Origin of the sequence: Reyranella sp. (genome assembly GCF_052439685.1) — a bacterium.
In the GTDB taxonomy this organism is placed as follows: Bacteria; Pseudomonadota; Alphaproteobacteria; order Reyranellales; family Reyranellaceae; genus Reyranella.
The window spans coordinates 21,093-44,293 of record NZ_JBQVQG010000017.1 but is presented as its reverse complement, the minus strand read 5'-3'; the positions used below and the strand labels follow the sequence as shown (position 1 = coordinate 44,293).

Below are 23,201 nucleotides of genomic sequence, written 5' to 3'. Positions count from 1 at the left end.
GATCTTCCCGAGGGTCCCTTAACTGGTCTTGAGCATGCCCGTGTCGAGCCAGTAGCCCTCACGGCGCGGCAATGTCTGGAGGCGGAGCGTCAGGCGGTCCAGTGCGACGGCGCGGCCGTCGCGGTTGGTCACCTGGCGCAAGCGGAAACGCTCGACATCTCCCGAGTCTTTGTCTTTGGGTTTCACCCTGGCGAGCGCGATCCGGAACGGCGTCTCGCGCGCATGGCGCTCGGCATATTCCGGCTTCGCGAACTCCAGCGCATAGAGTCGCGCCGCCGGCCAGCGCACCAGGTCGAGCTGACGGGCGCCCAGCCACATCGGGCCGCGGAACTCGAAGGCGACCTCCGGCAGTTCGAACTCGCGATCGTCGAGATCGACGTCGCGATAGATGAGGTCTTCCTTCTGCAGGCGGCCGCCGCCGTCGAGCTTGCCAATGAATCTGGCGATGCTCTTGGAGCGCAGCAGGTCGGAGCGGAAGGAGAAATCCGGAAGTTGCGACTGGGCGAGGGCGGCGACCATCGCGCCCACTGCCACGGTCGTCTTGGGATCCTCGACCCGCAGGCGGGCATCGCGGAACGGATACCAGGCGCCGACTCTGTACTCATGCAGCGAGATCACCCGCTCCGGCGGTAACGGCAGCAGCTCCATCACCAGCGAGCGGATGCCGGGCAGGCGCGAGGGCCGGCCCGACAGCAGCAGCACGTCGCAATCGTAGGCGTGGACGATCTCCGCCAGCGGCGCCAGCACGCGGCCCATCTCGGCCCGTACGGTCTTGTCGAGGCCCGGCAGGTCGACCGGGAAAACGACTTCGCGCAGGTCGAAGTTCTGGGCGCCCCGCTTGCGGGCCGCCTCGTTCACGAAGGTCACGACTTCTTCAGACGGCTTGGCGCCGCCCGGGAAGAAGGTTTCGTAGGCGCGCGGCTCGGCCGCGACGACGCCCGACGTCGGGTCGTAGGTCTCGGCAGCGCGCAGGAACTCGAGCGCGAGCGGATGGGCGATCTGCAGCGCGAACTGCTGGCGCAGGTTGCGCTGGATCACGTCCTCGCCGCCGCGGTCGCCACCCACCAGCTCGGCCATCAGGTCGCCGGGATTACCGATGCCGGCGGCACGCAGGGCCGCCTCGATCGGCGGCAACACATGGGCCTGCACCACGCGCAGCAGGATGTCGTCGCCTGCGACGTTGAAGCCTTCGCGGAACTTCTGCTCCGGGAACAGCGTGACGGACGTGCCGGCGCCTTCCAGGCGGTAGGAGTTGATGATCAGGTCGGTCGTGCCGCCGCCGACGTCGATGCTCGCGATGTTGAGTTCGTCCTCGGGCGGTTTGCCGCGCGGCTTGCGCGTGATCTGAAAGAAGCGGCGGGCGTCGCCGCCGAAATTGCGTGCGACTTCGGTGTAGAGATAGACGAGCTGCGTGCAGCTCGCCTCGTCCCAGTCGGTCAGAACGCGCGGCGCCGGCGCCGCGGGATCGTCCAGCTTCCAGCCCATCATCATCCAGACGAGATCGCGCGCGGCTTCGGCGCGCTTGCGGAAGATCAGGCGTTCGGCCAGCGGCATGCCGGTCGGCAAGGTGAGTACGATGCGGCGCAGGCGGCGCGGCGTTTCGGCATGGGCCCGTCGGCCGCGCTGCTGCGGCGAGTTCATCAGCATCAGCGCCTGCAGCAGCACTTCGGTAAGGACGAAGGTCATGACCGAGGAGCGCGAATAGAGCGGTTCGAACACCGGCAGGTGGTCGGCGGAATCGGCGTCGGGATCGACCAGATGCAGCGGCTCGCCCTTCTGGTTCACGAGCTGAGCCATCGGCCCGGCCGCGGCCGGCATCGCCGTCTGGTCCTGCGCGTAGGCCACGTTGAAGCGCCATTCGCGGGTCTGCGGCTCCTCGTCCCACAGATAGCGCTTGGGGCTCGACATGCCGGTGTTGCCCTCGGTGCCGCGGCGACGCGCGGCCAGTCGCGTGGCCTCGGGACCGACACGCGTCATGGTGGGCCAGACGAAGGCATCGGCCCGTCCGCCGAGACGCGAGAGGTGGTTCTTGCCGAACCAGGCCTGCGCGAACTCGACACGCGATTCGAAGGGGCGCGTGTGCACGACCTCGGGATGCGAGAGGTCGCGAAGGGCCAGTTCGTAGGAGTCGTTCAGGTTGACGCCCAACTCGCCCGCCGCCTCGATCAGCAGGCCGCACGTCCGCGAATTGCCGACGTCGAGCACGAGGTCGACTTCGATCGCGCCGCGGCCCGGCCGCTCGGCATCGCCCACCAGCTTGACCGGCGGGAAGTGCGCCGCGGCGGCAAGGAGGCCGAGAAAGGCGAGATAGCGCGCGGTCGCCTCTTGCGGCTTCTGCTTGATGTCGTTGTCGATCTCTTCGGCCGTCGCGCGCGGATGCAGCTCGTGGAACAGCTCGTCGAGCCATTGCACCATCCAGCCCTGGCGCAGCAGCCAGTGATTGGCGCGCTGCTGCGGGGCCAGCGCGAACAGCGCACCGGCGGTCACGTCCTTGGGGGAGGGTGCGAGATAGGCGCGGCCCTCGGCCTCGGCGATCAGGCCGGTGTCGAAGGCCAGCACCGCGCGATAGCGGTTGCCCTGCTCGTCGCGATAGCCCGAACCGTAGCGCGCTTCGAGATCGACCACGCGCACGCGCGCCCAGTCGGCCGGGCCTTCGCGGAACTGACTGTTGGGCCGTACCTGCAGGAACGGCACCGGCACCCACTTGTCGAGAAAGGGCGCCAGCGCATCCTTGGCAGTGATGACGAGGTTGGGATCGGCGGCGCGACGGCGACCGTTCTCCACCACTTCGTACTGGCCGCGGCCCTCGTCGAAGTCGAGCTGCACCAGATCGTCCACCGCATTCATCGCCGCGGTATCATGAAAGCCCCATTCGCGCACCTTGAGGCGCACCGGGTCGAAGCCGAAATCGAGGAACTGGATGCCGGAGCGGGCAATCAGCGTCGTCGGGCTGGGATAGCTCGGCAGGCGGGCGAGGTCGCTCATGTCAATCCAGTACGGCCATCATCGTTCATGTGTATGTAGGGTCTCAGCGACCGATCTGCACCTTGTAGCTGCGCGGGTCGCCGGGCTGGCTGCCCTTGCACTGTGCCGCACCGTCGGCGCCGATCTCGCAGTTGACGGTATTGCGCGCGTAGGTGCGGCCATCGCTGCAGCGCGGGTTGCTCTTTTCTTCGATCACCAGCTTCGTGCCATCCCAGCGGGCCTCGGCGGGCGCCTCGCAGGTGGCGCCGTTCTTCTGGGTGAACGACACCTTGCCTTTGCCCTTGTCATCCAATGTGTAGGACGGGCGAATGTCCTTCTCACCGGTCGCGGTCGCAAGCCCGGTACGGGAGCGCCAGTCGCCCTTCAGGAAGGCGAGGTCCTGCTTCTGCTTGGCCTCGGGCGGCACGACCATCGGCTTGGGCTCGTCCTTCTTGTTGTTGCCGGCCTCGTTCTTCGCAGCGTTGGGCGCCGCGCTCTTGTCCTTGTTCTGCTCGTCCGGTCCCTTCGCGTCCGCATTCCTGGCATCCGGCTTGTTCGCATCCTTCGCCGCGTCGTTTGCGGCCATGCCGAGATCGGGGCCGGCGCCGCGCTCGATCGGCGGACCCCCAGGGGAGCCGACGATCACGCCGCCCGGTCCCAAAACGCCCGCGGCGCAGTCGCCGCCGCGCCGCGACAGCTCGTCGGTAAGGCGCGCCAGTTCGATGCGCAGTTCCTCATAGTCGTGCGCCAAGGTCGCTACGCGGGTCTGTTGCAGTTCCATGGGCTGGCGGACGGAGAACCCCAGCGCGCGTTCGCGGGCCTCCGCCTCGAGATAGGGTTCGATGCGCGGCAGATAGGGTCGCACCAGCCAGGCGAGCAGCGCCAGGATCAGCATCAGCACGACGCCCAGCAGCAGCCACTGCCACCATACGGTCCGCGGCGCCGCAACGGCGGCAATCGCCGGCGCCGAGGCCATCACGGCCTCTGGCCGCCCAACGTGGGGTGCTGCGGCCCGCATCGGGGCCGCGCCCGTGACCGCCGGCGGCGGGCTGGCCAGGAAAACGCCCGGCAGGGCCGCCTCGGCGGTGAAGCCCCAGAAGGCCATCACCGGACGGCCATCGACGACGTAGAGCGTTTCCTCGCCGGGAGCGGTGAGGGCGTGACGCAGCAGGCGCGCGAAGTTGCGCTCCGCGCTCGAACGTTCGACGGCTTCCATCTGGGTGGCGAGGCCCGCGATCTCGCCATGCAGACGCTGCACCCGGTCGAGCACTGCGCGGCGTTCGTCATCGCCAAGATCGTCGAGGCGCTTCACCTCCCCGTCGAACGGCGCATACCAGTTGATGGTGCGTCCACTCGGCTCGGCCTCCGGAATGGCCAGCAGGTCGGCATGTTCGCGTGAGAGACGCGCGGCGATGGCGGCACGCAGCTGTCCCGCCGAGCGCCAGACCGGATCGCCGGCAAGACCCAGGGCGCGAAAGCGCTGCAGCGGTTCACTGACCAGGAGCGGACCTGCGGCCATCAGTTCCTCACCGTCTGCTGCCCTTTGGGCAGGCGATCGCGTAGTTCCAGCGCGTGCCCCATTGTTCACCCGTTACGATCACGTCGACCGAATAATCCCCGGCGACCGGATTCCAGTCGAATCCGAAGCCGCCGCGGCCGCTGCGCGGACCGCCGGTGCCGGCGATCTGCTGGCCGCGATAGATCACCTTGATATCGTCGGGGCGCTGGAAGAGTTGATAGTTCAACGCCACGAAGCCGGGCTTGTCGCCGAGATAGTGCTTGTTGCGCGTCACACCCTCGCCGCCGGAATCGCCCGCCCAGTCACAGGGAAGCTGGCCCGGCGGCGGCCGGCTGACCGGCGGTGCGGAAGCCTGCTGCTGCGGCTTGGGGGCCGGCGGAGGCGGCGGTTTCGGTGGTGCGACCTTCGCTACCGGCGGGGGCGGGGGCGGCGGCTTGGGCGCCTCGACCGGCTTGCACTGTTCGAGCTTGTCCTTCAGCTCGGCTTCGAGCGATGCCAGCTCGGCCTTGAGCTTCCGTTCCTCATCTCCCGCGGAGTCGAGGGCGGCCTTCAGCAGCGGCGTCGGATCCGGCGGCGCCTCGGGCGCCGGCGGCGCGGGCGTCTCGAGCGTAGCCAGGTTCACCGAAGGATCGACCGGCACACAGGTGCGCAGAAGCCACGACGTCAGGAGCAGCAGGAGCAGCAGCAGCAAACCGAACAGCAGGGCCCGGACCCACGGCGCCCAGCCGACGATCTGCGTCGCGGGCAGCATCGCTCCGGCCGGTGCGCTGGCGAACACCGCCTGGGGAATGGCTGCCGGCGGAACGGTGGCCAGCTGGAACGCCTGCAGGCTCGCAGCGGAATCTTGTTCGTAGCCCCAGGCGACGATTACCGGCTCTCCGTCGACGACGAAGACGAAATCATCCGAGGGGCGCGACGTCGACAGTTCGAGCGAGCGGCCGATCAGGCGGGCCTCTTCGCTGGTTTGAGAGCCCATGAGTTGCGCGGCGAGCGACCGGATGGTGGCAAGCCGCTCCTCAACGATGTGCAGGACCTTGGTGCGCTGGTCTTCGCTCAGTTCCGCGAGGCGCTGCACGGTGCCGCTGCGTGCGGCGTACCAGTCGATGCCGTCACCGGACTCACGAAGCTGCGGATCGGCCAGCAGATCGGCCGGAGCGTCACCCAGTCGCCGGCGGATGACGGACAGCAGCTGGCCCGCGACCGCGTGCAGCGGTTCGCCCCGCACGCCCAGAGGGCGTACGCCCAATCGCGTCGTCATCAACAAAGTGGGGCGTTCGCCCATGGAGGCCTGAGGTCGGACTTATGATTGCTGGCTGAAGCAGCATATCATCGTTCGAATCCGGCGGGTTTATGTCGGATTGAACACCGAACCACGGTGAATCAGCCGGGGCTGATGAAGGCGGTTCCGCTGGGTGCCTCGATTCGCACAATCGGTGTCGCGAAGACGGCTGACAGCCTCGCGGGATCGAGCGTGTCTCGTGTTGGCCCCAGATTTGTCACACGGCCATTCTCGACGATGCCGACACGATCGGCGTAGCGCGCCGCCATATTGAGGTCGTGCAGGACGGCCAGCACGCCCAGGCCGCGGTCGGCGCGTCGCCGCGCACTGGCAAGGGCGGCATGCTGGTGCGAAAGGTCGAGGCCGGTGATCGGTTCGTCGAGCAGCAGGAACGGCATGGCCGAGGGGTCGGCATCGCACTGGGCGAGCACACGGGCGAGCTGTATGCGCTGGCGTTCGCCGCCCGACAGAACGGTATAGGGCCGGTCGGCGAAGGCGAGCGCCTCGGTCTCGGCAAGGGCCCGCTCGGCCAGCGCCTGCATCTGTCGTTCCGACAGGCTGCCGCGAAAGGCGAGCAGGCCCAGCGTGGCGATCTGCAGGCCGGTGAAGTCGAAGGCCACCGACGAATGCTGCGGCAGCACGGCGCGGCGGCGCGCCAGCTCCATTTTGTCCCACTGCGACAACGGCCGTCCGTCGAGCATGATTTCGCCCGCGGCCAGGACGCGATCGCCGGCGAGAGCATTCAGCAGGGTGCTCTTGCCTGCGCCGTTCGGTCCGATGATCGCCACGAATTCGCCGGGGGCGACGTCGAGCGAGACGTCGCGCAGCAGCGACTTGGTGCGCGCGCGCACCTCTATGCCGATGGCCTGCAGGAGCTTCACAATCCACCTCGCGCGGCGCGGCTGGCGAGCAGCCACAGGAAGAACGGACCGCCGACCAGCGCCGTGAGCACGCCGATCGGCAGTTCGGCCGGCGATACCAGGGTGCGCGCCAGCGCATCGGCCAGCACAAGGAAGGCGCCGCCGAACAACGCCGCCGCCGGCAGCAACGTGCGGTGCGACGGGCCAAGCAGCAGGCGCACGATGTGCGGGGCGATCAGCCCGACGAAGCCCACGATGCCCGAGATCGCCACGCCGGCGCCGACGGCGAGCGCCACCTGCGCCACGAGTCGCCTCTTCAGCCGCTCGACATCGACGCCGACATGGCCGGCCTCGCGTTCACCCAGCGCCAGCGCGTCGAGCAGATGCGCCGTCGGCAACAAGGTTGGCACGCTGACGAGCAGGATCAGCAGCGCGGGCATGATCGCGACCCAGGTAACGGAGCCGAAGCCGCCCATCGTCCAGAAAATCAACGTACGCAGTTGCTGGTCGTCGGCCACGAACACCAGCATGCCGATGCCCGCCGAGGTAAGCGCATTGATGGCGATGCCCGCCAGCAGCAGCGTGCCGACCAGCGTCACGCCTTCGCGCGCGGCGATGCGATAGACGACGATCGTGGCGGCGAGTCCGCCGAGGAAGGCCGCGATCGGCAGACACCACGGCCGCAGGTCGGGCGGCACGATGTGCATGACCCTTTCGCCCAGCACGATCGTCGACACGGCGGCGAGTGCGGCGCCGCTCGACACGCCCAGCAGGCCGGGATCGGCCAGCGGGTTGCGGAACAGGCTCTGCATCGCGGCTCCGCCGGCCGCCAGCGCGGCGCCGACGGCGAAGGCCGCGAACACGCGCGGTGCGCGGATCGCATAGAGGACTGCCGCCGTCGTGTCGTCGAGCGGGATGCTCGAGAGGCCCACCGCCGACAGGATCTGGTCGAAGCCGACGGGGAAGGCGCCGATGCAGAGGCTTGCGATCACGCTTGCCAGGGCGGCGAGCGCGAACAGCGGGATCGGACGCCGCAGCGCGAGTGCGATCACGGCGAGCGGGTGATATCTGGATGGAGGGCAATGGCGAGCTCGGTTGCCGCCTCCGGCGTGCGCGGGCCGAAGCCCAGCAGCAACAGCGTGTCGAACTCGATGATCCTGCCGGCCTTGCCGGCGGGCGTGCGATTGAGCGACGGCTGGTTGAGGATGGCCTGCTTGCCGCCCATCGCCTCGACGGTCTGGCGCGTCACCAGCACGAAGTCGGCCTTCGATGCGATCACCGATTCCGGCGTCAGCGGCCGGTAGCCGGAGTAGCCGTCGACGGCGTTGATGCCGCCGGCCAGCTTGATGATGCCGGCCGCGGCGGTGTCGCGGCCCGCAGCCTGGGGTGCGCCGCCGGTCATCGACAGCAGGAACAGCACGCGGGGATGGCTCTTCGCCTTCGCCAGACTGTCCGCCAGGGACTTCATCGCCTCGCGGCCCTTGGCGATCATCGCATCGGCTTCGGCCACCTTGCCGGTGACCGCGCCGATGGCGGCGATCTTGGTGATCACGCTGTCATAGTCGTACTTGTCCGGCAAAATCATGACTTCGATGCCCGTCGCCTTGAGCTGGTCGAGCGCGCCGGCCGGTCCGGCCGCCGTCGTCGCGATGATCAAGGTCGGCTTCAAGGACAGCACGCCCTCGGCCGAAAGCGCGCGCATGTAACCGACCTGCGGCAGCTTTCGCGCCGCCTCGGGGTAGAGGCTGGTCGTGTCGACGCCGACCAGCAGCTTCTCGGCGCCGAGCGCATAGACGATCTCGGTGATGGAGCTGCCGACCGACACGATGCGGCGCGGTTGCTGCGCATTGGCGGGAAGGACGGTGGCTGCCGCGGCGCCTAGTCCCATGCCGAGGACAGTGCGGCGCTTCATCAGGAGGCCGCCTGCTTCTCGACGTTTGCGACGATGGCGCGCCACTGCGGGAGTTCCGGCTGGCCGGGCTTGCGGGCGCCGAACATCAGCAGGATGTTGCGATTGTGCGCGTCGAATGCCTCGATCGAGGTGACGATGCCGTCCTCGGTGGGCTTGCGCACCGAGAAGACGCGGGCGATCCCGTCTTCGCGCAGGTGCATGTTGAAGTCCGGATCGAGCACGTTGAACCAGCCGTGCGCCTCGACCAGGCGCTTCACCGGGCCGGTGTGGATCTGAATGCAGCCATGGCTGCCGACGAAGACCATGATCGGCGTGCCGTCGGTGGAAGCGGCCTCGAAGGCGGCGCGCAGCGCGCGCACCGGCAGTTCGCGGGCGAGATCCTCGCCGACGAGACGCAGCGCTTGGACGCGGCCGACCTTGAACGTGCCGAGCATGCCGAAGAACTCGTGCGTGTCCTTCATGGCGAGCCAGGCGGTGCGCAGGCCCTCGACGTCGATCTCTGCGTCGGGACGGTCGATCGCGTCGGTCGGGCGTGCCACGATCTTCATGTCGTCCGGCGTCGCCGTGTAGCGCGCAATGAGGGCATCGAAGGCCGGACGGTCCGTCTCCTCGGTGGCGTAGATCTTGTGCACCGCATCGCCGGCACCATCGAAGAACTGCAGGCTGAGCCGCTCGCCCTGCTTCAGCGGCTCGCGCACGGCAAAGCCGTGCTTCCACGAGCCGAGGAACAGGCGAAGGTCGATGTCCGGGCCGAGCACGATCCCATGAGGGCCCTTCACGTCCACGCCCTCGAAGCGGCCATGCCGCTCGTGCACGCAATGCTCGTTGCGGGTCAGGCACATCACGCGGCCGACTTCGGGCATGTCGTTCAGGATGCCGCGCCAGTCGGCCTTCAGCGGCGTCGCGGTCTTGCCGACGCCCAGCGCGACCAGCTCGGCTTCGCTGACGCCGAGGGTTGCCGCGGCGTCACGGATGCGCAGCGCCGGCTTCTTGCCACGCAGGACGTTCCAGCGAGCGGCAAGATCCGCATTCGAGGGTGAGAGCATCAGACTGTCCTTTCAACGAAGATGAAAACGAACGGGAATCTCCACCCAGGCGGCGACCGGGCGGCCGTCGCGCAGGGCGGGGAGAAAATGCCAGCCGCGCACCGCGGTGAGCGCGGCACGGTCGAGCAGGGGGAAACTGCTGCTGCGCCAGACCAAGATCTCGGCGGCGGCGCCGTCGGGTTGCAGGCGCACCCGCACCAGGACCTCGCCCTGCTGACCCAGTTCGATGGAGCGCGGTGGATAGACGGCCGGCGTGGGTGGGATTCGAAAGCGGGGCTTGCCCTCGAACACGATGAGCGACGAGGCGGCGGCGGCCTGCTGCTGCGTGATGCTGGCGTTGCCGGTGTCGGGCGCCGGGGCTCTCGTGACCGCGGCCTGCGTCGTCGGCCGCGGCGCCGCCGCCGGCTTGGGCTGCGGCGGTTTGGGTTTGGGCGGGGCGACGGGTTTCATCTCGGCGGCGGTCGGCGGCGGCGGTTCGTCCGGCAGAGGCAGGTCGAGCTTGATCTCGGGTTCGGCGGCGGCAACTTCCTGCGGCGGCGGAGGTGCCTCCGGCTCGGGCTCCGGCATCGTCTCGGTCTGCTCGATCGGTGGCGTCGGCACCTCGGGATGCTGCTGCGGTTCAGTGGGGATTTCCGGCTGGTCGGCCTCCACCGCGGGGCCGGCGGTGGGCGCGGCCAGCGAGAGCTCGACCATCAGCGCCGGCTCGTCGTCGTGGGCGCTGCTGCCGGACATGCCGGCGAGAAGAAGGGGAACGATGGCCAGCCCATGCAGTGCAAGCGACAACGCCACCGGCACGCGCGGACCGCGTGCCGGTGGCGCCGGCAGTCGCTCGGCAGAGAGGGCTGCCGGGACTACCACTTCGCCAGGAGGTTGACGCCGAAGTACCGGCCGGGCTGCGCGTAGAGATCGAGCTGCGGATTGGTCGGCGTGATGCCGATCGTGTCCGGCGCGTTCCAGTACTTGGCGTTGGTGATGTTGAATGCGCCGGCATTGATCTTGAAGTGATCGTTGAAGACGTAGCCGACGGTGGCGTCGAGATTGAAGTAGGCCGGCGCCTGGAAATAGGTCGGGCTGCTGACCTGCGTATGGGCGGCGGCGACCGTGCCGATCAGCTGCGCCGTGAGGCCCTTGTCGAAGCCGTAGCGGATGCGGGCCTGCGTGGTCCAGGGCGATACCGAATCGACCGGCAGGCCCGTCCTCGTGTCGGTGCCCTGGGCGAAGGCCGTCCAGCCGGCGACCGCCCATTCCGGCGCGAAGCGGTATTCGCCGCGTGCCTCGATACCCCAGATCGTCACGTTGGTCAGGTTGACGTACTGGTACTGCGTGACCGGACCCACCATGCCGACGACGGTGGTTTCGAGGAAGTTGTTGTAGAGGTTGTAGAAGCCGGTGAGCTGCCAGCTCGATCCGTTCTCATATTTGCCGCGGAAGCCGACCTCGAACGAGTTCGCCGTCTCCGGCTTCAGGTTGGCGTTGGGCAGGATCTGGTAGAACGACGCGGCATTGGTGAAGCCGAAATTGGCATTGTCGTACGGCGGCGCGCGGAAGCCCGTCGCGTACTGGAAGTATCCCGAATAGGTGTCGTTGAAGTGATAGAGCAGGCCGAGCTTGGGCGAGGCCGAGACGTAGGTGGTCGCCGAGGGCACGGCGTTGAGCGTGGCGCCCGTCGAATTCCAGAAGTACTTATCGGGATTGGGCGTCATGTTGTAGTAGTCGAGGCGCACCGCCGGCGTGATCTTCAGACGACCGCCCAGCGCGCTGATCTCATCCTGCACGTAGATGCCGGCCTGCACCGTGTCGGTGTCGGGAAAGTTCTTGTTCGGATAGGTCTCGCCGCCGACGTTGTTCGTCGTGGCGCCGGTCGCGAGGGTGATCTGCGTCCTGTTGCGCGGGCGGGTCGTCGTCGTCCAGGAGAAGCTCGCCCCGTAGGTGAAGAAGTTGTCGAGGCCGCCGATGGTGCGATCGGTGTGCATCTGCAGCTCGGCGCCGCTCACGTTCTGCGTGTAGTAGAACTGTGAGGTGCGGGCATTGGTTGGAACGACGCCGGTGGTGCCGCTGCGCAGCGTGTAGGTGTCGGCCTGCGTGTAGACGGAGTTGAAGTAGGCGAGGAAGCTCAGCCGGTCGACGAAGCCGATCGGCGCGTTGTGCTCCCACTGGGCGCTGATCCGGTAGGTGTTGGTATAGTCCTGGCCCCACTCGTCGTAGATCCGAGCGAACAGGCTGGGGAAGGTGCCGACGGCGGACAGGACATTGGTGCTCTGTCTGCTCTGGTTGTAGGAGCCGGTCAGTCGGATCGTGTCGACTTCGGTCGGCTTGATCACCAGCTTGGCGAAGAAGTTGTTGTTGTACCAGGTCGTCGGATTCGGGCTGATCGTCGTCTGCGCGGGCTGGAACTCCTGGCCGTCGCGCCGCGTGTAGATGCCCATGAACTCGACGTTGCCAGACCGCACCGCGCCGGTGAACGATTCGGAGAACTGTTGATTGGCGCCGCTATAGGCGGCCTTGGCGCTGGCATAGACGTCCTTGCCGCTCAGCATGTAGTCGCCGGGATCCTTGGTCGTGTAGGCCACCACGCCACCGATCGCGTCGGACCCGTAGAGGGCGGAGGCGGGACCGCGGATGATCTCGACCCGCTTGATGTCCTCGAGGTCGGGCTGCTCACGTGAGTAGGTGCCGGCGCCCTGATTGCTGTCGGGGAAGTCGGGCGTGCGCATGCCGTCGACCATCAGCAGCACGCGGTTGCCGCCGATGCCGCGGATCACGAAGTTCTGGAAGCCCGCGCGTCCGGGATTGTTGCCGACGGTGACACCGGGCTCGTTGCGGACGAGGTCGCGGACGTCCTGCATGTTCTCGCGATCGATGTTCTCGGTCGTGATCACGGAGACGGTGGCCGGCACGTCGTCGAGCGGCCGCCGGCTGCGCATGGCGGCCGTCGTCACGGCGTCGAGCTGTGTGGGCACGGCCTGGGCGGCCGGCGGTGTCTGCGTCGGATCCGCGGCGCGAGGTGAGGTCGGTGCCTGCGCCAAGGCGGGCGTGGCCAGAGGTGCACAGATGGCCGTTGTTGCCATCAGCGCGTAGATGATGCGCAGCTTCATTGGAACCAGGTCCCCCCAGGAAAAGGACGCCTGGCTCGCGGAATCCCTGGCGGGACCGGCTGGCTGGGCAGTTTGACCGAGGAGGGATGGCCCCTCGGGGTCTTCGAATCTATTTCGTCAGGATGAGTTTGTTCGAGGCGGTCAGGCGCAGCCGATAGAGCTCGACGCCGTGGCGGATCATGAGTTCACGCCGTCCCTGCAGGAGCGCGGCGCTCTCCACGGCCGGAATCGTGACTTCCAGCCTGTCGCTCTGCGCATCCGAAACCCGAAGGGGACGGGTCATCTGGTTCATGTCGCCTCTCGCTTCCTCTTTTTGTATTGCGAACGACTCTTAATTGCATAGACTGGCAGAACAGTCAAGGTCCTTCAGCATTGGTGAGGCCATGGAAATCGTTCAGGAACAGAGGCTTGGGACCGCGCACCGCGAACTCAGGAAGGGGTGCGGAAGGCCGGGCTGCGCCTGCGCCCTGCCGCTGAGTGAGCGATTCGTGCTGTGGGCCCTGCGGCAGTGGCAGCAGGACCGCGCGCTGCCCCGCGAGGGCTCGACTCTCCATCGCGGCTTCAAGGTCGCGGGCGTTCTCGAGGCGCTTCCGGACTTCGCGATCGCCATGGACGCATTCCTGTTCGGCGCTCGGCGCGCCATGGAAATTCACGTGCCGGCCTGTTCGAATGTCAGCCACGACGAAGCGGTGCTGGTTGCACTTTGCGGGCTCGCCCAGGCCGATCACGACGGTCCGCTGCTGGCGTCGCTCGACATCATGATGGCGCCCACCGCCTCCCGCGTGGCCGCGATTCGCATAAAGGCCTTTGCCGCCGCGCTCGCCGCCGCGGGCCTGCGGATCGCTCCGCCTGCCGGTGCTGCCGCCGGTCGCCTCAATTGAAAGCCGCTGCCATGACCGCGCCGATGCCCGATCGCCTTTCCGATCTCCAGCACGCCATGCGCGTGATCGCAGAAGCCGTCGACGGGCTGCCCGCAGAGTGCCGCGACCTTGCTGGCAATGCCTTGCTCAATGTCGCGGCCGAGGCCGTGGCCCAGGATGTCGGCTGCACCGAAGCGGGCCGCATCTTCGCGCGTCTGGGGGACCTCCTGGCGCGCGGTCTGCAGCCGCCGGCACAGCAGGCGGTCTCGCTATCCCGCTTCGATGCATGACGACGGACTTCGCCCGCACCATCCCGATCCTCGCCTCCCTCGACATTGCCGAGACCAGCGCCTTCTACGTCGACTGGCTGGGCTTCGCGGTCGGCTACCAGGACGCCAACTACCTGATCGTCAAACGCGACGACATGGAACTGCACTTCTGGAAGACCGATGACAGGCAGTTTCCCGAGAATACCTCCTGCTACATTCGCGGCGGCCAGGTCGCCGCGCTCCACGAAGAATATTCGACGCGCGGCGTGCCCGAGCTGTCGCCCTTCCTGGTGCGGCCATGGAACATGAAGGAGTTCTACATCCATGACCCGCACGGCAACCTGCTGAAATTCGGTTGCGGCGAATGGTGAAGGGCCAGGGGCCTTCCGTCTTACGCCAACCCACCCTTCGAGACGCTCACTGCGTTCGCTCATCGGGGCGAGGACGGTGTCAGGACCCCGTTGAAAAAGGTTGGGCCCTGGCAAATAAACGAAACAAACGAAATAAACGAATCAGTCGAAGCGAGAGTCGCACCCTTGGAGCAGGTATCCTGGTACCGCATGCGGGTCGTGTCGCCTGCCGGTGTCTGCCAAAACCCGTTCCAGCAGCCTGCTAGATCTCGATGCGGCTGCCCAGCTCGACGACGCGGTTGGTCGGCAGGCCGAAGAAGTCGCCGGCACTGGCGGAAAAGCGCGACAAAGCGAGGAAGAGCTTCTCCTGCCAACGCGGCAGCAGCGGTTTGCTCGCCTCCATGTACGTGTTGCGGCCGATGAAATAGGACGTCCGCATCGGGTCGAACGGTATGCCCTTGTCCTCGAGCAGGACGAGGTCGGTCGGCACGTCAGGCTGCTCCATGAAACCGTAATGCAGCACCACACGGTGCACGCCCTTGCCGAGGTGAGTGACCTGGTTTCGTCCCTCGGGCGAGACGTAGGGGATGTCGGCGACCTCGATGCTCAGCAGTACGACGTGCTCGTGCAGCACCTCGTTGTGCTTCAGATTGTGCATCAGCGACCGTGGCGCATTGGTGGAGGCGGCGGTCAGATAGACGGCCGTGCCCTGTGGCCGATGCACGCGGGCCGGATTGATGCTCTCCAGCAGCGTTTCCAGCGGCAATGCGTCGTCGTGCTCACGCCTGGCCACCGCCGCCCGGCCGATCCGCCAGGTCCACATGCAGACGAAGATCACCGCGGCGATCGCCAGCGGCACCCAGCCGCCGTCGAGGAACTTCAGCATGTTGGAGGAGAGCAGGGCCAGATCCAGCGTCATGAAGCTGCCGAAGACGAGGATGCTGAGCGGCCAGCCCCAATTCCAGCACCGCACGGCCAGCACGAACACCAGTGTGCTGGTGATCAGCATCGTGCCGGTGACGGCGATCCCGTAGGCGGAAGCGAGGTTGGTCGACGACTTGAACGACATGATCAGGATGACGACACCCAGCATTTGCAGCCAGTTGACTGCCGGCAGATAGACCTGGCCGAACTCGCTGGCCGAGGTGTGCTGGATGTGGACCCTCGGGCTGAGACCCAGCAGGGCCGCCTGCTTGGCCATCGAGAAGGCGCCCGAGATCGTCGCCTGCGAGGCGATCACCGTGGCCGCGGTGGCCAGGCCGACCAGCGGATAGAGCGCCCAGTCGGGGGCGAGATTGAAGAACGGATTGGCGAGCGCGGTCGGGTCGTTCAGGATCAGGGCGCCCTGTCCATAGTAGTTGAGCAGCAGCGCCGGCAGCACGAGGCTGAGCCAGGCGAGGCGGATGGGCCTGGCGCCGAAATGGCCCATATCGGCGTAAAGCGCCTCGGCGCCGGTGATGGCGAGCGTGATCGCGCCCAGTGCGACGAAGGCCACGATCTTCTCGCGCATGGCGAAGCCCACCGCATGGTGCGGCGAGAGTGCTGCCAGTACTTCCGGGCGTTGCACGATCTGGTGTGCGCCGAGTACCGCCAGCACGATGAACCAGATGAGTGTTATCGGCCCGAACCACCTGCCGATGCCGCTGGTGCCGAAATGCTGGACCGAGAACAGCGCGACGATGACTCCGATTGCAATCGGGATGACCATCGGCTGGAAGGCCGGGGTGGCGACCGTCAGTCCCTCGACGGCGCTCAGCACCGAGATGGCGGGCGTAAGCAGGCAGTCGCCGTAGAACAGTGCCGCACCGGCAACGCCCAGCATGAGATAGAAGCGACGGCGCCAGAGCGACGAGATGTTCGCCTGGCTGGAGACCAGCGCCATCAGCGCCAGCACGCCGCCCTCGCCCTTGTTGTCGGCGCGCATGACCACGGCCACGTATTTCAGCGTGACGACGGCGATCAGCGCCCAGGTGATGAGCGAGAGCATGCCCAGCACGTTGTCGTGCGTCGGCTGTATGCCCGTGTAATCGCTGAAGCACTCCTTGACCGTGTAGAGCGGGCTGGTGCCGATGTCGCCGAAGACGACTCCGAGTGCAGCCAGGGTCAGCGCCGCCCGGCGCCGCCGGCCGGCGGGTTCGATCACAGTGCCGCTGGCGGCCATCGTTTGGTCAACTCTCCCCTTGGACAATTGATCCTAGCCGCGAATTCCGGGACGCTGCAGTCCAGAAATCGTAACAAAGGAGGAATCCATGGCGAAGAGCGAGAATTACCGGAAAGGCAGCGAAATGCGCGCCAACCTGATGGGCGAGAAATTCGCCGCCGATATGAACAAGTCGGTCTACGACGACCCGATGATGCAGAAATTCGGCGATTACGCCCGCGAGGCGGTCTTCGGCATGCTGTGGTCGCGCCCCGGGCTCGACCTCAAGACCAAGACCCTGATCTGCGTCATTTCCGACACCGCCCAGGCGCGCTGGCCCGAACTCGCCATCCACCTGCGGATGGCCCGCCGCCAGGGCTGGACGGAGGACGAATTGTCCGAGGCGCTGATGCATCTTTGCGGCTATATCGGCCTGCCGTCGGTGCGCGAGGCGCTGCTCACCGCCAAGGAAGTGTTCGAGGAACTGCGCAAGGAAGGTTGATCGGAGGAACCTCACCCTGAGGAGCGGCCACAGGCCGCGTCTCGAAGGGTGGGCACCCGCACTGTGGCTTGTCCTGCGAGACGGCCGCGGAGTTTACCCCGAGGCAGTCGAGGGGCGGCCTCCTCAGGACGAGGGATATGATGATGCTGATGACGGTGAGCGACCTGCCGCTCGAGAGGATCGCGCGCGGCAAGGTGCGCGATGTCTATGCAGTGGATGCAGAGCGGCTGCTGCTGGTCGCGACAGACCGGGTGAGCGCCTACGACGTGGTGATGGCCGAGCCCATCCCGCAGAAGGGCGCCGTGCTGACCCAGGTCAGCGCCTGGTGGTTCCGCCAGCTGGGCGACCTCGTCGATCATCATATGATCTCTGCCGACGCCGACGAGATCGTCGCCGCGGTGCCTGCCCTGAAGGGCCATCGCGCCGAGATCGCCGGCCGCGCCATGCTCTGCCGGCGCGGCACGGTGTTTCCGATCGAATGCGTGGTTCGCGGCTATATCACCGGCTCGGCCTGGCGCGAATATGCCAAGACCGGGACCCTGGCCGGAGAGGCGCTGCCCCAGGGCCTGAAGGAGAGCGGCCGCCTCGATCCGCCGATCTTCAGCCCCGCGACCAAGGCCGAGAGCGGCCACGACGAGAACATCACCGTCGCCCAGATGCGGACGGCGCTGGGGGCGGAGGTCACCGCCGAGCTCGAACGGCTGACCCGCCTCGTCTACACGCGCGGCCGCGACGTCGCCCTGAAGCAGGGCATCATCATCGCCGACACGAAGTTCGAGTTCGGTCGCACCGTCGATGGTAAAATCCTGCTGATCGACGAGGTGATGACGCCGGATTCCTCGCGCTTCTGGCCTCTCGACGGCTATGCCGAAGGAAAGCCGCAGCCCAGTTTCGACAAGCAGCCACTGCGCGACTGGCTCGACGTCGAGCGCCATGCCGGCCGCTGGAACGGCGACGCGCCGGCACCGCGGTTGCCGGCGGAGGTCGTCGACGCGACCAGCAAGCGGTACCTCGAGGCCTACCGGCGGCTGACCGGCGCCGAGCTTTCGGTGTCGTGACCGCGGAACGGGACTGGCGGGAGATCAATCGGGCCAACTGGGACGAGCGGGTCGGCGTCCACCTGAAGGCGCCCAGCTACGATCTCGCACCGTTGCGGGCCAGACAGGGAAGGCTCAACGCCATCGAGGAAGCCGAGCTGGGCGACGTGCGCGGCTTGCGCGTGCTTCATCTGCAATGCCACTTCGGCGCCGACACGCTGACGCTGGCCCAGCGAGGCGCTACCGTGGTCGGCCTCGACTTCTCGCAGGCTGCGATCGATGCCGCCAACGCGCTTGCGTCCGAACTCGGTCTCAGCGACCGGGCGCGCTTCGTCTGTGCCGATCTCTACGACGCGCTGGCAGCCGTGCCGGAGCCCGCATCGTTCGACCTCGTCTATGTGACCTGGGGCACGACCTGCTGGTTGCCGGACATCCGGCGATGGGCGGAGATCGTCGCCGGGTACCTGAAACCGGGCGGCCGCTTCTATTACGCGGACGGCCATCCCGCCGCGCTGGTGCTCGACGATGCAGTGCGGCAGCCCGACGGCATGCCGGGATTTTTCCTGTCGTACTTCGAGCGCGGACCGCTCACCTTCGACGATCCCACGGACTACGCCGACCCCGACGCCCGTCTGACGAACGCTACCAATGTGAGCTGGCTCCATCCGCTCTCGGAGATCGTCACGGGCCTGATCGACGCCGGCCTGTCGATCGACTGGCTGCACGAGCACGCGCAGGTGCCGTGGCGCATGTTCAGTCTGCTGGAGCAGCGCGACGATGGCGATTGGCATTGGCCGGACCGGCCATGGCTGCCGCTCGCGCTGTCGCTGCAGGCAACCCGGAAAGGCTAGTGGCAGGAGCTTGCGGGGCGTGAGCCCCGCAAGCGTTCGTGCCTTCGGACTACTGCGCGCTGCGCGCCAGACGCGCGCTACGCAGGACCAGACGTTCCCGCATCCACAGGAGGAGGGCGGCAAACGGCAGCCAGCCGATCCAGCGCAGGCCTTCCATCAGGTATTCGCCCTGGGTGGTCGCCATCAGATAGTCGGCCTGGACCTTCCAGACGCTGCCGGCGACTTCGAAGCCCAGCATCCAGATCAGGATGGCCGGCAGGAGCAGGGTCAGCGGCTTCATCTGGTCGCTGAGCCGCTCGTTGTACCAGGGCGCCAGCGCGATCGAGAAAGCCAGCACCGCCAGGATCAGCTTGGCGGCCGGATGGGCCTCGAACCACGACAGCAGCATCGGCTCGCGCGTGATCATGCCGTAGGCGGTCCAGCACAGCACCGCGCCGCCTATGAGGATGACCGACGGATAGCGGTCGACCAGCTTGATGACGAGCTGGCTGCCCCAGACGATGATCGGCACGCTGATGGCGAGGCCCAGCAGGATCAGCAGGATCGAGCCGTGCGACGCCCCGCCGATGGCCAGCACGTTGTCGATGCCCATCACCGCGTCGGCGATGATGATGGTGCGCACGGCCGCGGCGAAGCTCGCCACCGGCGCCTTGACGAGATGGCTCTCCTCCGAATTGTCCTGCGGCGTCAGCAGCTTGCGCGCGATCCAGACCAGCGCGAGGCCGCCGGCCAGCATGAAGCCCGGCACCGCCAGGATGTAGACGACGAGGACGGCCATCAGGGCGCGAATGGCGATGGCGCCGAAGGTGCCCCAGAAGATGACCTTCTTCTGGCTCTCCTTGGGAAGATTGCGCGCGACCAGGCCAATGATGAGGGCATTGTCGCCCGCCAGCACGAGGTCGATCAGGATGATGGCGAGCAGCGCGGAAAAGAATGCGCCCGAAAACAGTTCGAGTTCCATGAAAGTCTCCAACAACAAGTGAATGCGAGCCGACATCGCGCTCTTCCGATGGAAGTGCGGTGGACGGCGTTTTCAACCAGTCGTCAGAGCTTGATCGGCACCTTCTCGATGCCGCTGGAATCGGCGGGATCGAGCGGCCGGAAGAAGGCGCCGGCCACGATGCGCAGGACCATGATGCCCGCGGCCATCACGCCGCCGGCCAGCAGCAACTCGAGCAGATGCCAATGGCGTATCGCCAGCACCGAGAACTCGCCGCCGAGATCGAAGAAGGCGAACTCGAGGCCCGCTTCGCCCAGCCAGGTCGGATCGACCGCATCGCCGAACGAAGCCAGGATCATGCAGATCACGATCGACGCAACGAACAGCTCGCCGCTCGGAGACACGGTCCGGACGGCGTTGGCGGCGCGGTGCGATCGATGGATCAGGCGCATGATCAGGTGAATTTCCGGCGGGGCGGCTTCCGGATCAAGCGCAAAGCGACACGAAGGTCCCGAAATCTCGCAGCTGCCCTCAGATCGCCAAGCGTCGCAGTCGCAGTGCATTTCCGATGACGCTGACCGAGCTCAAGGCCATCGCCGCGGCAGCAAAGATGGGGCTGAGGGTAATTCCGAGCAGCGGATAGAGAACGCCCGCCGCGATCGGCACGCCGGCGGCGTTGTAGACGAAGGCGAAGAACAGGTTCTGGTGGATGTTGGCCATGGTGGCCCGCGAGAGATCGCGGGCGCGGGCGATGCCCAGCAGGTCGCCCTTCACCAGGGTGATGCCGGCGCTTTCGATGGCGATGTCGGTGCCGGTGCCCATGGCGATGCCGACATCGGCGGCGGCCAGGGCGGGCGCGTCGTTGATGCCGTCGCCGGCCATGGCGACCACGCGGCCTTCCTTCTTGAGCCGCTCGACGATCCGCGCCTTGTCCTCGGGCAGCACCTCGGCCTCGACGGCGTCGATGCCCAGCCGGGCGGCGACCGAAGCGGCGGTGCGCCGGTTGTCGCCGGTCAGCATGACGATGTGCAGGCCGGCCTCATGCAGACGCTTCAGCGCCTCCGGGGTCGTTTCCTTCACCGGATCGCTGACCGAGAGCAGCCCCTCCGCCTGGCCGTCGACCGCCAGCAGCACGACCGTGGCGCCCTCCTGCCGCAGTGCATCGGCTTTCGCGTCGGCCGCGACGACGTCGATCCCGGCCTCGCGCAGGAACGCGGCGTTGCCGAGCAGAAGGCGACGGCCATCGACCGTGCCCGAGACGCCCTTGCCGGCGGGCGAGGCGAAGTCTTCCACATTTTCCATCGCCACACCGCGCGACGTCGCACCGGCCAGGATCGCGGTCGCGATCGGATGCTCGCTGCCGCGCTCGAGGCTGGCGGCCAGCCGCAGGATTTCGTCTTCAGACAGACCGCCCAGCGCCTCCACTGCCGACAGGGCCGGCTTGCCGAGCGTGAGCGTGCCGGTCTTGTCGATCACCAGCGTGTCGACCTTCTCCAGTCGCTCGAGCGCCTCGGCATTGCGGATCAGGATGCCGGCGGCAGCGCCCCTTCCGACGCCGACCATGATCGACATGGGCGTGGCGAGGCCGAGCGCGCAGGGGCAGGCGATGATCAGGACGGAGACCGCCGCCACCAACGCGTAGGAGAAGGCGGGCGAGGGGCCCCAGATCGACCAGGCGGCGAAGGCGATCACCGAGACGGCGATCACGGTCGGCACGAACCAGCCCGCGACGATGTCGGCGAGGCGTTGGATGGGCGCGCGGCTGCGCTGCGCCTCGGCCACCATCTTGACGATCCGCGACAGCATCGTGTCGCTGCCGACCAGCTCGGCCTTCATGACGAAGGTGCCGCTGGTGTTCACCGTGCCGCCGATGACCCGCGCGCCGGCCGCCTTCGAGACGGGCATCGGCTCGCCGGTGATGCTCGATTCGTCGACCGAGCCTGCGCCCTCGATGAGGGAGCCGTCGACGGGCACTTTCTCGCCGGGCCGCACGCGCAGCCGGTCGCCGACCGCGATGCGGTCGATCGCCACTTCGACGTCGTTGCCGGCCGCGTCGATGCGCAGGGCCGTGCGCGGGGCCAGTCCCAGCAGGGCCTTGATGGCGCCGCCGGTCGCGTCGCGTGCGCGCAGCTCCAGAACCTGTCCCACCAGCACCAGCACGACGATCACCGTGGCCGGCTCGAAATAGACCGGGACCGATCCATCGGCGCCGCGCAGGCCAGCGGGGAACAGGCCGGGCGCCACGGTCGCCACCACGCTGTAGGCCCAGGCGACGCCGGTGCCCAGCGCGATCAGGGTGAACATGTTGAGATGGCCGGTCCGCACCGACTGCCAGCCGCGCACGAAGAAGGGCCAGCCGGCCCACAGGACCACCGGCGTCGCGAGCGCCATCAGCAGCCACGGCATGACGCCGTGCGGCAGCAGCGCGTGCAGGTCGAACAGATGACCGCCCATGTCGAGAACCACGAGCGGAACGGCCAGGGTGCCGCCGATCCACAGGCGGCGTGTCATATCCAGGAGCTCTTCGTTCGGCCCGTCGTCGAGCGTGATCTCGGCGGGCTCCAGCGCCATGCCACAGATCGGGCAGCTTCCCGCTCCGACCTGCCGGATCTCGGGATGCATGGGGCAGGTGAAGATGGTGCCGGGCGCGACCGGCGCCGCGGGCGGCGCCTCCTCGGGCTTCAGGTAGCGCGCGGGATCGGCCGTGAACTTCTGCAGGCACTTGGGATTGCAGAAGTAGTAGGTCTGCCCCTCGTGCACGGTCGTGTTCCTGGCGCCCTCGATCTTCACCTTCATCCCGCAGACGGGGTCGATGGCGATGGCGGGACCGGCGGCGGGATCGGCGCCGTGGGAGGCGTGGCAGCAGGCGTGGCTCATGCTTGTTACCTATACCCTACGGGGGTATGGTTCAAGAATGGACGAAAAGCTCAAGAAGTCGCAGCTCGCCCGCCTCAGCCGGATCGAGGGCCAGGTGCGCGGCGTGGCGCGCATGATCGAGGAGGAGCGTTACTGCATCGACGTGTTGACGCAGATCCGCGCGGTGCGGGCCGCGCTCGACAAGGTTGAGCAGGAGACGCTGGGCGATCATCTTCAGCATTGCGTGGCGCATGCCTTCCATGCCGGCTCGGAGAAAGACCGGCAAATCAAGATCGACGAGATCCTCGAAGTGCTGGACAGCCGCCGGCGCTGACATGACCGGGCTTCGCTCCTTCCTCTGGCTGATCGCGCTGGTCGCTCTCTCCGTTCCCTCGCTGGGAACGTGGGTAGCGCCGGTGCAGGCGGCTATTGGGCAGGGTGCGGACCATGCCGCGATGACGGATTGCGGCGAGCACAAGCCGCCGCCGCCCGACGACTGTCCCTCCCGCGACACGGCCAAACACGTCACTGGCGACTGCTGCCCGGCGATGGGCGGCGCGCTCGCGCTGTTGCCGGCCGGCGCCCTGGCGCCGAACGACTCGTTGCCCGAGCCGCGCGACGCCGCAGTGTTCCGCGACCTGACCGGTCTCGCGCCCGTGAAGGACCTGCCGCCTCCCCGAGCCTGAACCGAAGCCCCTTCGCTTCCTTTCAGTTTCGGGAG

General features: G+C 67.4%; 22 protein-coding genes. 8 read left to right on the top strand and 14 right to left on the bottom strand.

All coding sequences use genetic code 11. The features are described from left to right. Window positions 1-18: 18 nt before the first annotated feature. The 10 genes from ACT6UX_RS20190 to hemP all read right to left on the bottom strand — a co-directional run bounded on the left by ACT6UX_RS20190 (window position 19) and on the right by hemP (window position 12,967). On the bottom strand, window positions 19-2,985 hold the full coding sequence (locus ACT6UX_RS20190; RefSeq protein WP_444776942.1) for a virulence factor SrfB: 2,967 nt from the start codon (window positions 2,983-2,985) through the stop codon (window positions 19-21). Window positions 2,986-3,028: 43 nt separating this feature from the next. After that, on the bottom strand, window positions 3,029-4,483 hold the full coding sequence (locus ACT6UX_RS20185; protein ID WP_444776941.1) for a hypothetical protein: 1,455 nt from the start codon (window positions 4,481-4,483) through the stop codon (window positions 3,029-3,031). A 7-nt stretch (window positions 4,484-4,490) separates the two neighbouring features. Next, window positions 4,491-5,765 carry a hypothetical protein gene (locus ACT6UX_RS20180; protein ID WP_444776940.1) on the bottom strand — a complete coding sequence of 425 codons (1,275 nt, stop codon included), beginning with the start codon at window positions 5,763-5,765 and terminating at the stop codon, window positions 4,491-4,493. A 98-nt stretch (window positions 5,766-5,863) separates the two neighbouring features. After that, window positions 5,864-6,643 carry a heme ABC transporter ATP-binding protein gene (locus ACT6UX_RS20175; RefSeq protein WP_444776939.1) on the bottom strand — a complete coding sequence of 260 codons (780 nt, stop codon included), beginning with the start codon at window positions 6,641-6,643 and terminating at the stop codon, window positions 5,864-5,866. Then, window positions 6,640-7,674: a FecCD family ABC transporter permease gene (locus tag ACT6UX_RS20170; protein WP_444776938.1), complete on the bottom strand. Its 1,035-nt coding sequence runs from the start codon at window positions 7,672-7,674 to the stop codon at window positions 6,640-6,642. Before ACT6UX_RS20170 ends, ACT6UX_RS20175 begins: the two co-directional genes overlap by 4 nt. Next, window positions 7,671-8,534 (bottom strand): heme/hemin ABC transporter substrate-binding protein, encoded by an 864-nt coding sequence (locus ACT6UX_RS20165; RefSeq protein ID WP_444776937.1) that lies wholly within the window; start codon window positions 8,532-8,534, stop codon window positions 7,671-7,673. Before ACT6UX_RS20165 ends, ACT6UX_RS20170 begins: the two co-directional genes overlap by 4 nt. Continuing rightward, entirely contained in the window at window positions 8,534-9,580 is a 1,047-nt protein-coding gene (locus tag ACT6UX_RS20160; protein ID WP_444776936.1) for a hemin-degrading factor, read from the bottom strand. The genes ACT6UX_RS20165 and ACT6UX_RS20160 overlap by 1 nt, the downstream gene beginning before the upstream one ends. A 12-nt stretch (window positions 9,581-9,592) precedes the next feature. Continuing rightward, the gene (locus ACT6UX_RS20155) at window positions 9,593-10,438 is read right to left on the bottom strand and encodes an energy transducer TonB (protein WP_444776935.1); all 846 of its coding nucleotides are present in this window, start codon (window positions 10,436-10,438) and stop codon (window positions 9,593-9,595) included. Further along, window positions 10,432-12,675: a TonB-dependent hemoglobin/transferrin/lactoferrin family receptor gene (locus tag ACT6UX_RS20150; RefSeq protein ID WP_444776934.1), complete on the bottom strand. Its 2,244-nt coding sequence runs from the start codon at window positions 12,673-12,675 to the stop codon at window positions 10,432-10,434. The genes ACT6UX_RS20155 and ACT6UX_RS20150 overlap by 7 nt, the downstream gene beginning before the upstream one ends. A 109-nt stretch (window positions 12,676-12,784) precedes the next feature. Then, on the bottom strand, window positions 12,785-12,967 hold the full coding sequence (gene hemP / locus ACT6UX_RS20145; protein ID WP_444776933.1) for a hemin uptake protein HemP: 183 nt from the start codon (window positions 12,965-12,967) through the stop codon (window positions 12,785-12,787). Window positions 12,968-13,058: 91 nt separating this feature from the next. On the opposite strand from hemP, the gene ACT6UX_RS20140 reads away from it, so the two are divergent. The 3 genes from ACT6UX_RS20140 to ACT6UX_RS20130 are packed head-to-tail and all read left to right on the top strand — an operon-like array spanning window position 13,059 to window position 14,175. Further along, the gene (locus tag ACT6UX_RS20140) at window positions 13,059-13,556 is read left to right on the top strand and encodes a hypothetical protein (RefSeq protein WP_444776932.1); all 498 of its coding nucleotides are present in this window, start codon (window positions 13,059-13,061) and stop codon (window positions 13,554-13,556) included. Between the two features lie 11 nt (window positions 13,557-13,567). Then, on the top strand, window positions 13,568-13,825 hold the full coding sequence (locus tag ACT6UX_RS20135; protein ID WP_444776931.1) for a hypothetical protein: 258 nt from the start codon (window positions 13,568-13,570) through the stop codon (window positions 13,823-13,825). Further along, entirely contained in the window at window positions 13,822-14,175 is a 354-nt protein-coding gene (locus tag ACT6UX_RS20130) for a bleomycin resistance protein (protein ID WP_444776930.1), read from the top strand. Before ACT6UX_RS20135 ends, ACT6UX_RS20130 begins: the two co-directional genes overlap by 4 nt. Window positions 14,176-14,416: 241 nt before the next feature. Here the strand turns inward: ACT6UX_RS20130 and ACT6UX_RS20125 are convergent, their stop codons facing one another. Then, complete coding sequence (locus ACT6UX_RS20125; protein WP_444776929.1) at window positions 14,417-16,315, bottom strand: potassium transporter Kup; 1,899 nt, start codon at window positions 16,313-16,315, stop codon at window positions 14,417-14,419. Between the two features lie 88 nt (window positions 16,316-16,403). On the opposite strand from ACT6UX_RS20125, the gene ACT6UX_RS20120 reads away from it, so the two are divergent. The 3 genes from ACT6UX_RS20120 (at window position 16,404) to ACT6UX_RS20110 (ending at window position 18,684) form a co-directional block, all read left to right on the top strand. Beyond that, window positions 16,404-16,796 (top strand): carboxymuconolactone decarboxylase family protein, encoded by a 393-nt coding sequence (locus tag ACT6UX_RS20120; RefSeq protein ID WP_444776928.1) that lies wholly within the window; start codon window positions 16,404-16,406, stop codon window positions 16,794-16,796. A gap of 140 nt (window positions 16,797-16,936) precedes the next feature. After that, window positions 16,937-17,854, top strand: coding sequence for a phosphoribosylaminoimidazolesuccinocarboxamide synthase (locus tag ACT6UX_RS20115; RefSeq protein WP_444777009.1), 918 nt, complete (start codon window positions 16,937-16,939; stop codon window positions 17,852-17,854). Next, on the top strand, window positions 17,851-18,684 hold the full coding sequence (locus tag ACT6UX_RS20110) for a class I SAM-dependent methyltransferase (protein ID WP_444776927.1): 834 nt from the start codon (window positions 17,851-17,853) through the stop codon (window positions 18,682-18,684). The genes ACT6UX_RS20115 and ACT6UX_RS20110 overlap by 4 nt, the downstream gene beginning before the upstream one ends. A gap of 49 nt (window positions 18,685-18,733) precedes the next feature. On the opposite strand, the gene ACT6UX_RS20105 is transcribed toward ACT6UX_RS20110, so the two are convergent. The 3 genes from ACT6UX_RS20105 to ACT6UX_RS20095 form a co-directional block, all read right to left on the bottom strand. Beyond that, a complete protein-coding gene (locus ACT6UX_RS20105; RefSeq protein WP_444776926.1) occupies window positions 18,734-19,645 on the bottom strand; it encodes a TerC family protein in 912 nt (303 codons plus the stop codon). Window positions 19,646-19,728: 83 nt separating this feature from the next. After that, window positions 19,729-20,076 carry a hypothetical protein gene (locus ACT6UX_RS20100; protein ID WP_444776925.1) on the bottom strand — a complete coding sequence of 116 codons (348 nt, stop codon included), beginning with the start codon at window positions 20,074-20,076 and terminating at the stop codon, window positions 19,729-19,731. 79 nt (window positions 20,077-20,155) lie between these two features. Continuing rightward, on the bottom strand, window positions 20,156-22,501 hold the full coding sequence (locus tag ACT6UX_RS20095; protein ID WP_444776924.1) for a heavy metal translocating P-type ATPase: 2,346 nt from the start codon (window positions 22,499-22,501) through the stop codon (window positions 20,156-20,158). 37 nt (window positions 22,502-22,538) lie between these two features. Here ACT6UX_RS20095 and ACT6UX_RS20090 point away from each other — a divergent pair, with 37 nt between their 5' ends. Both ACT6UX_RS20090 and ACT6UX_RS20085 read left to right on the top strand, forming a co-directional pair. Then, the gene (locus tag ACT6UX_RS20090; RefSeq protein ID WP_422018000.1) at window positions 22,539-22,814 is read left to right on the top strand and encodes a metal-sensitive transcriptional regulator; all 276 of its coding nucleotides are present in this window, start codon (window positions 22,539-22,541) and stop codon (window positions 22,812-22,814) included. Between the two features lies 1 nt (window position 22,815). Next, entirely contained in the window at window positions 22,816-23,166 is a 351-nt protein-coding gene (locus ACT6UX_RS20085; RefSeq protein WP_444776923.1) for a hypothetical protein, read from the top strand. Window positions 23,167-23,201: the final 35 nt, after the last annotated feature.

Excerpts from the sequence above, each read along its gene's own strand:
- ACT6UX_RS20085 (WP_444776923.1), top strand. The coding sequence starts at position 22,816 with ATGACCGGGCTTCGCTCCTTCCTCTGGCTGATCGCGCTGGTCGCTCTC.
- ACT6UX_RS20165 (WP_444776937.1), bottom strand. The coding sequence starts at position 8,534 with ATGAAGCGCCGCACTGTCCTCGGCATGGGACTAGGCGCCGCGGCAGCC.
- ACT6UX_RS20105 (WP_444776926.1), bottom strand. The coding sequence starts at position 19,645 with ATGGAACTCGAACTGTTTTCGGGCGCATTCTTTTCCGCGCTGCTCGCC.
- ACT6UX_RS20190 (WP_444776942.1), bottom strand. The coding sequence starts at position 2,985 with ATGAGCGACCTCGCCCGCCTGCCGAGCTATCCCAGCCCGACGACGCTG.
- ACT6UX_RS20135 (WP_444776931.1), top strand. The coding sequence starts at position 13,568 with ATGACCGCGCCGATGCCCGATCGCCTTTCCGATCTCCAGCACGCCATG.
- ACT6UX_RS20120 (WP_444776928.1), top strand. The coding sequence starts at position 16,404 with ATGGCGAAGAGCGAGAATTACCGGAAAGGCAGCGAAATGCGCGCCAAC.
- ACT6UX_RS20115 (WP_444777009.1), top strand. The coding sequence starts at position 16,937 with ATGATGCTGATGACGGTGAGCGACCTGCCGCTCGAGAGGATCGCGCGC.
- ACT6UX_RS20125 (WP_444776929.1), bottom strand. The coding sequence starts at position 16,315 with ATGGCCGCCAGCGGCACTGTGATCGAACCCGCCGGCCGGCGGCGCCGG.
- ACT6UX_RS20180 (WP_444776940.1), bottom strand. The coding sequence starts at position 5,765 with ATGGGCGAACGCCCCACTTTGTTGATGACGACGCGATTGGGCGTACGC.
- ACT6UX_RS20150 (WP_444776934.1), bottom strand. The coding sequence starts at position 12,675 with ATGAAGCTGCGCATCATCTACGCGCTGATGGCAACAACGGCCATCTGT.
- ACT6UX_RS20095 (WP_444776924.1), bottom strand. The coding sequence starts at position 22,501 with ATGAGCCACGCCTGCTGCCACGCCTCCCACGGCGCCGATCCCGCCGCC.
- ACT6UX_RS20090 (WP_422018000.1), top strand. The coding sequence starts at position 22,539 with ATGGACGAAAAGCTCAAGAAGTCGCAGCTCGCCCGCCTCAGCCGGATC.
- hemP (WP_444776933.1), bottom strand. The coding sequence starts at position 12,967 with ATGAACCAGATGACCCGTCCCCTTCGGGTTTCGGATGCGCAGAGCGAC.
- ACT6UX_RS20185 (WP_444776941.1), bottom strand. The coding sequence starts at position 4,483 with ATGGCCGCAGGTCCGCTCCTGGTCAGTGAACCGCTGCAGCGCTTTCGC.
- ACT6UX_RS20160 (WP_444776936.1), bottom strand. The coding sequence starts at position 9,580 with ATGCTCTCACCCTCGAATGCGGATCTTGCCGCTCGCTGGAACGTCCTG.
- ACT6UX_RS20100 (WP_444776925.1), bottom strand. The coding sequence starts at position 20,076 with ATGCGCCTGATCCATCGATCGCACCGCGCCGCCAACGCCGTCCGGACC.
- ACT6UX_RS20140 (WP_444776932.1), top strand. The coding sequence starts at position 13,059 with ATGGAAATCGTTCAGGAACAGAGGCTTGGGACCGCGCACCGCGAACTC.
- ACT6UX_RS20130 (WP_444776930.1), top strand. The coding sequence starts at position 13,822 with ATGACGACGGACTTCGCCCGCACCATCCCGATCCTCGCCTCCCTCGAC.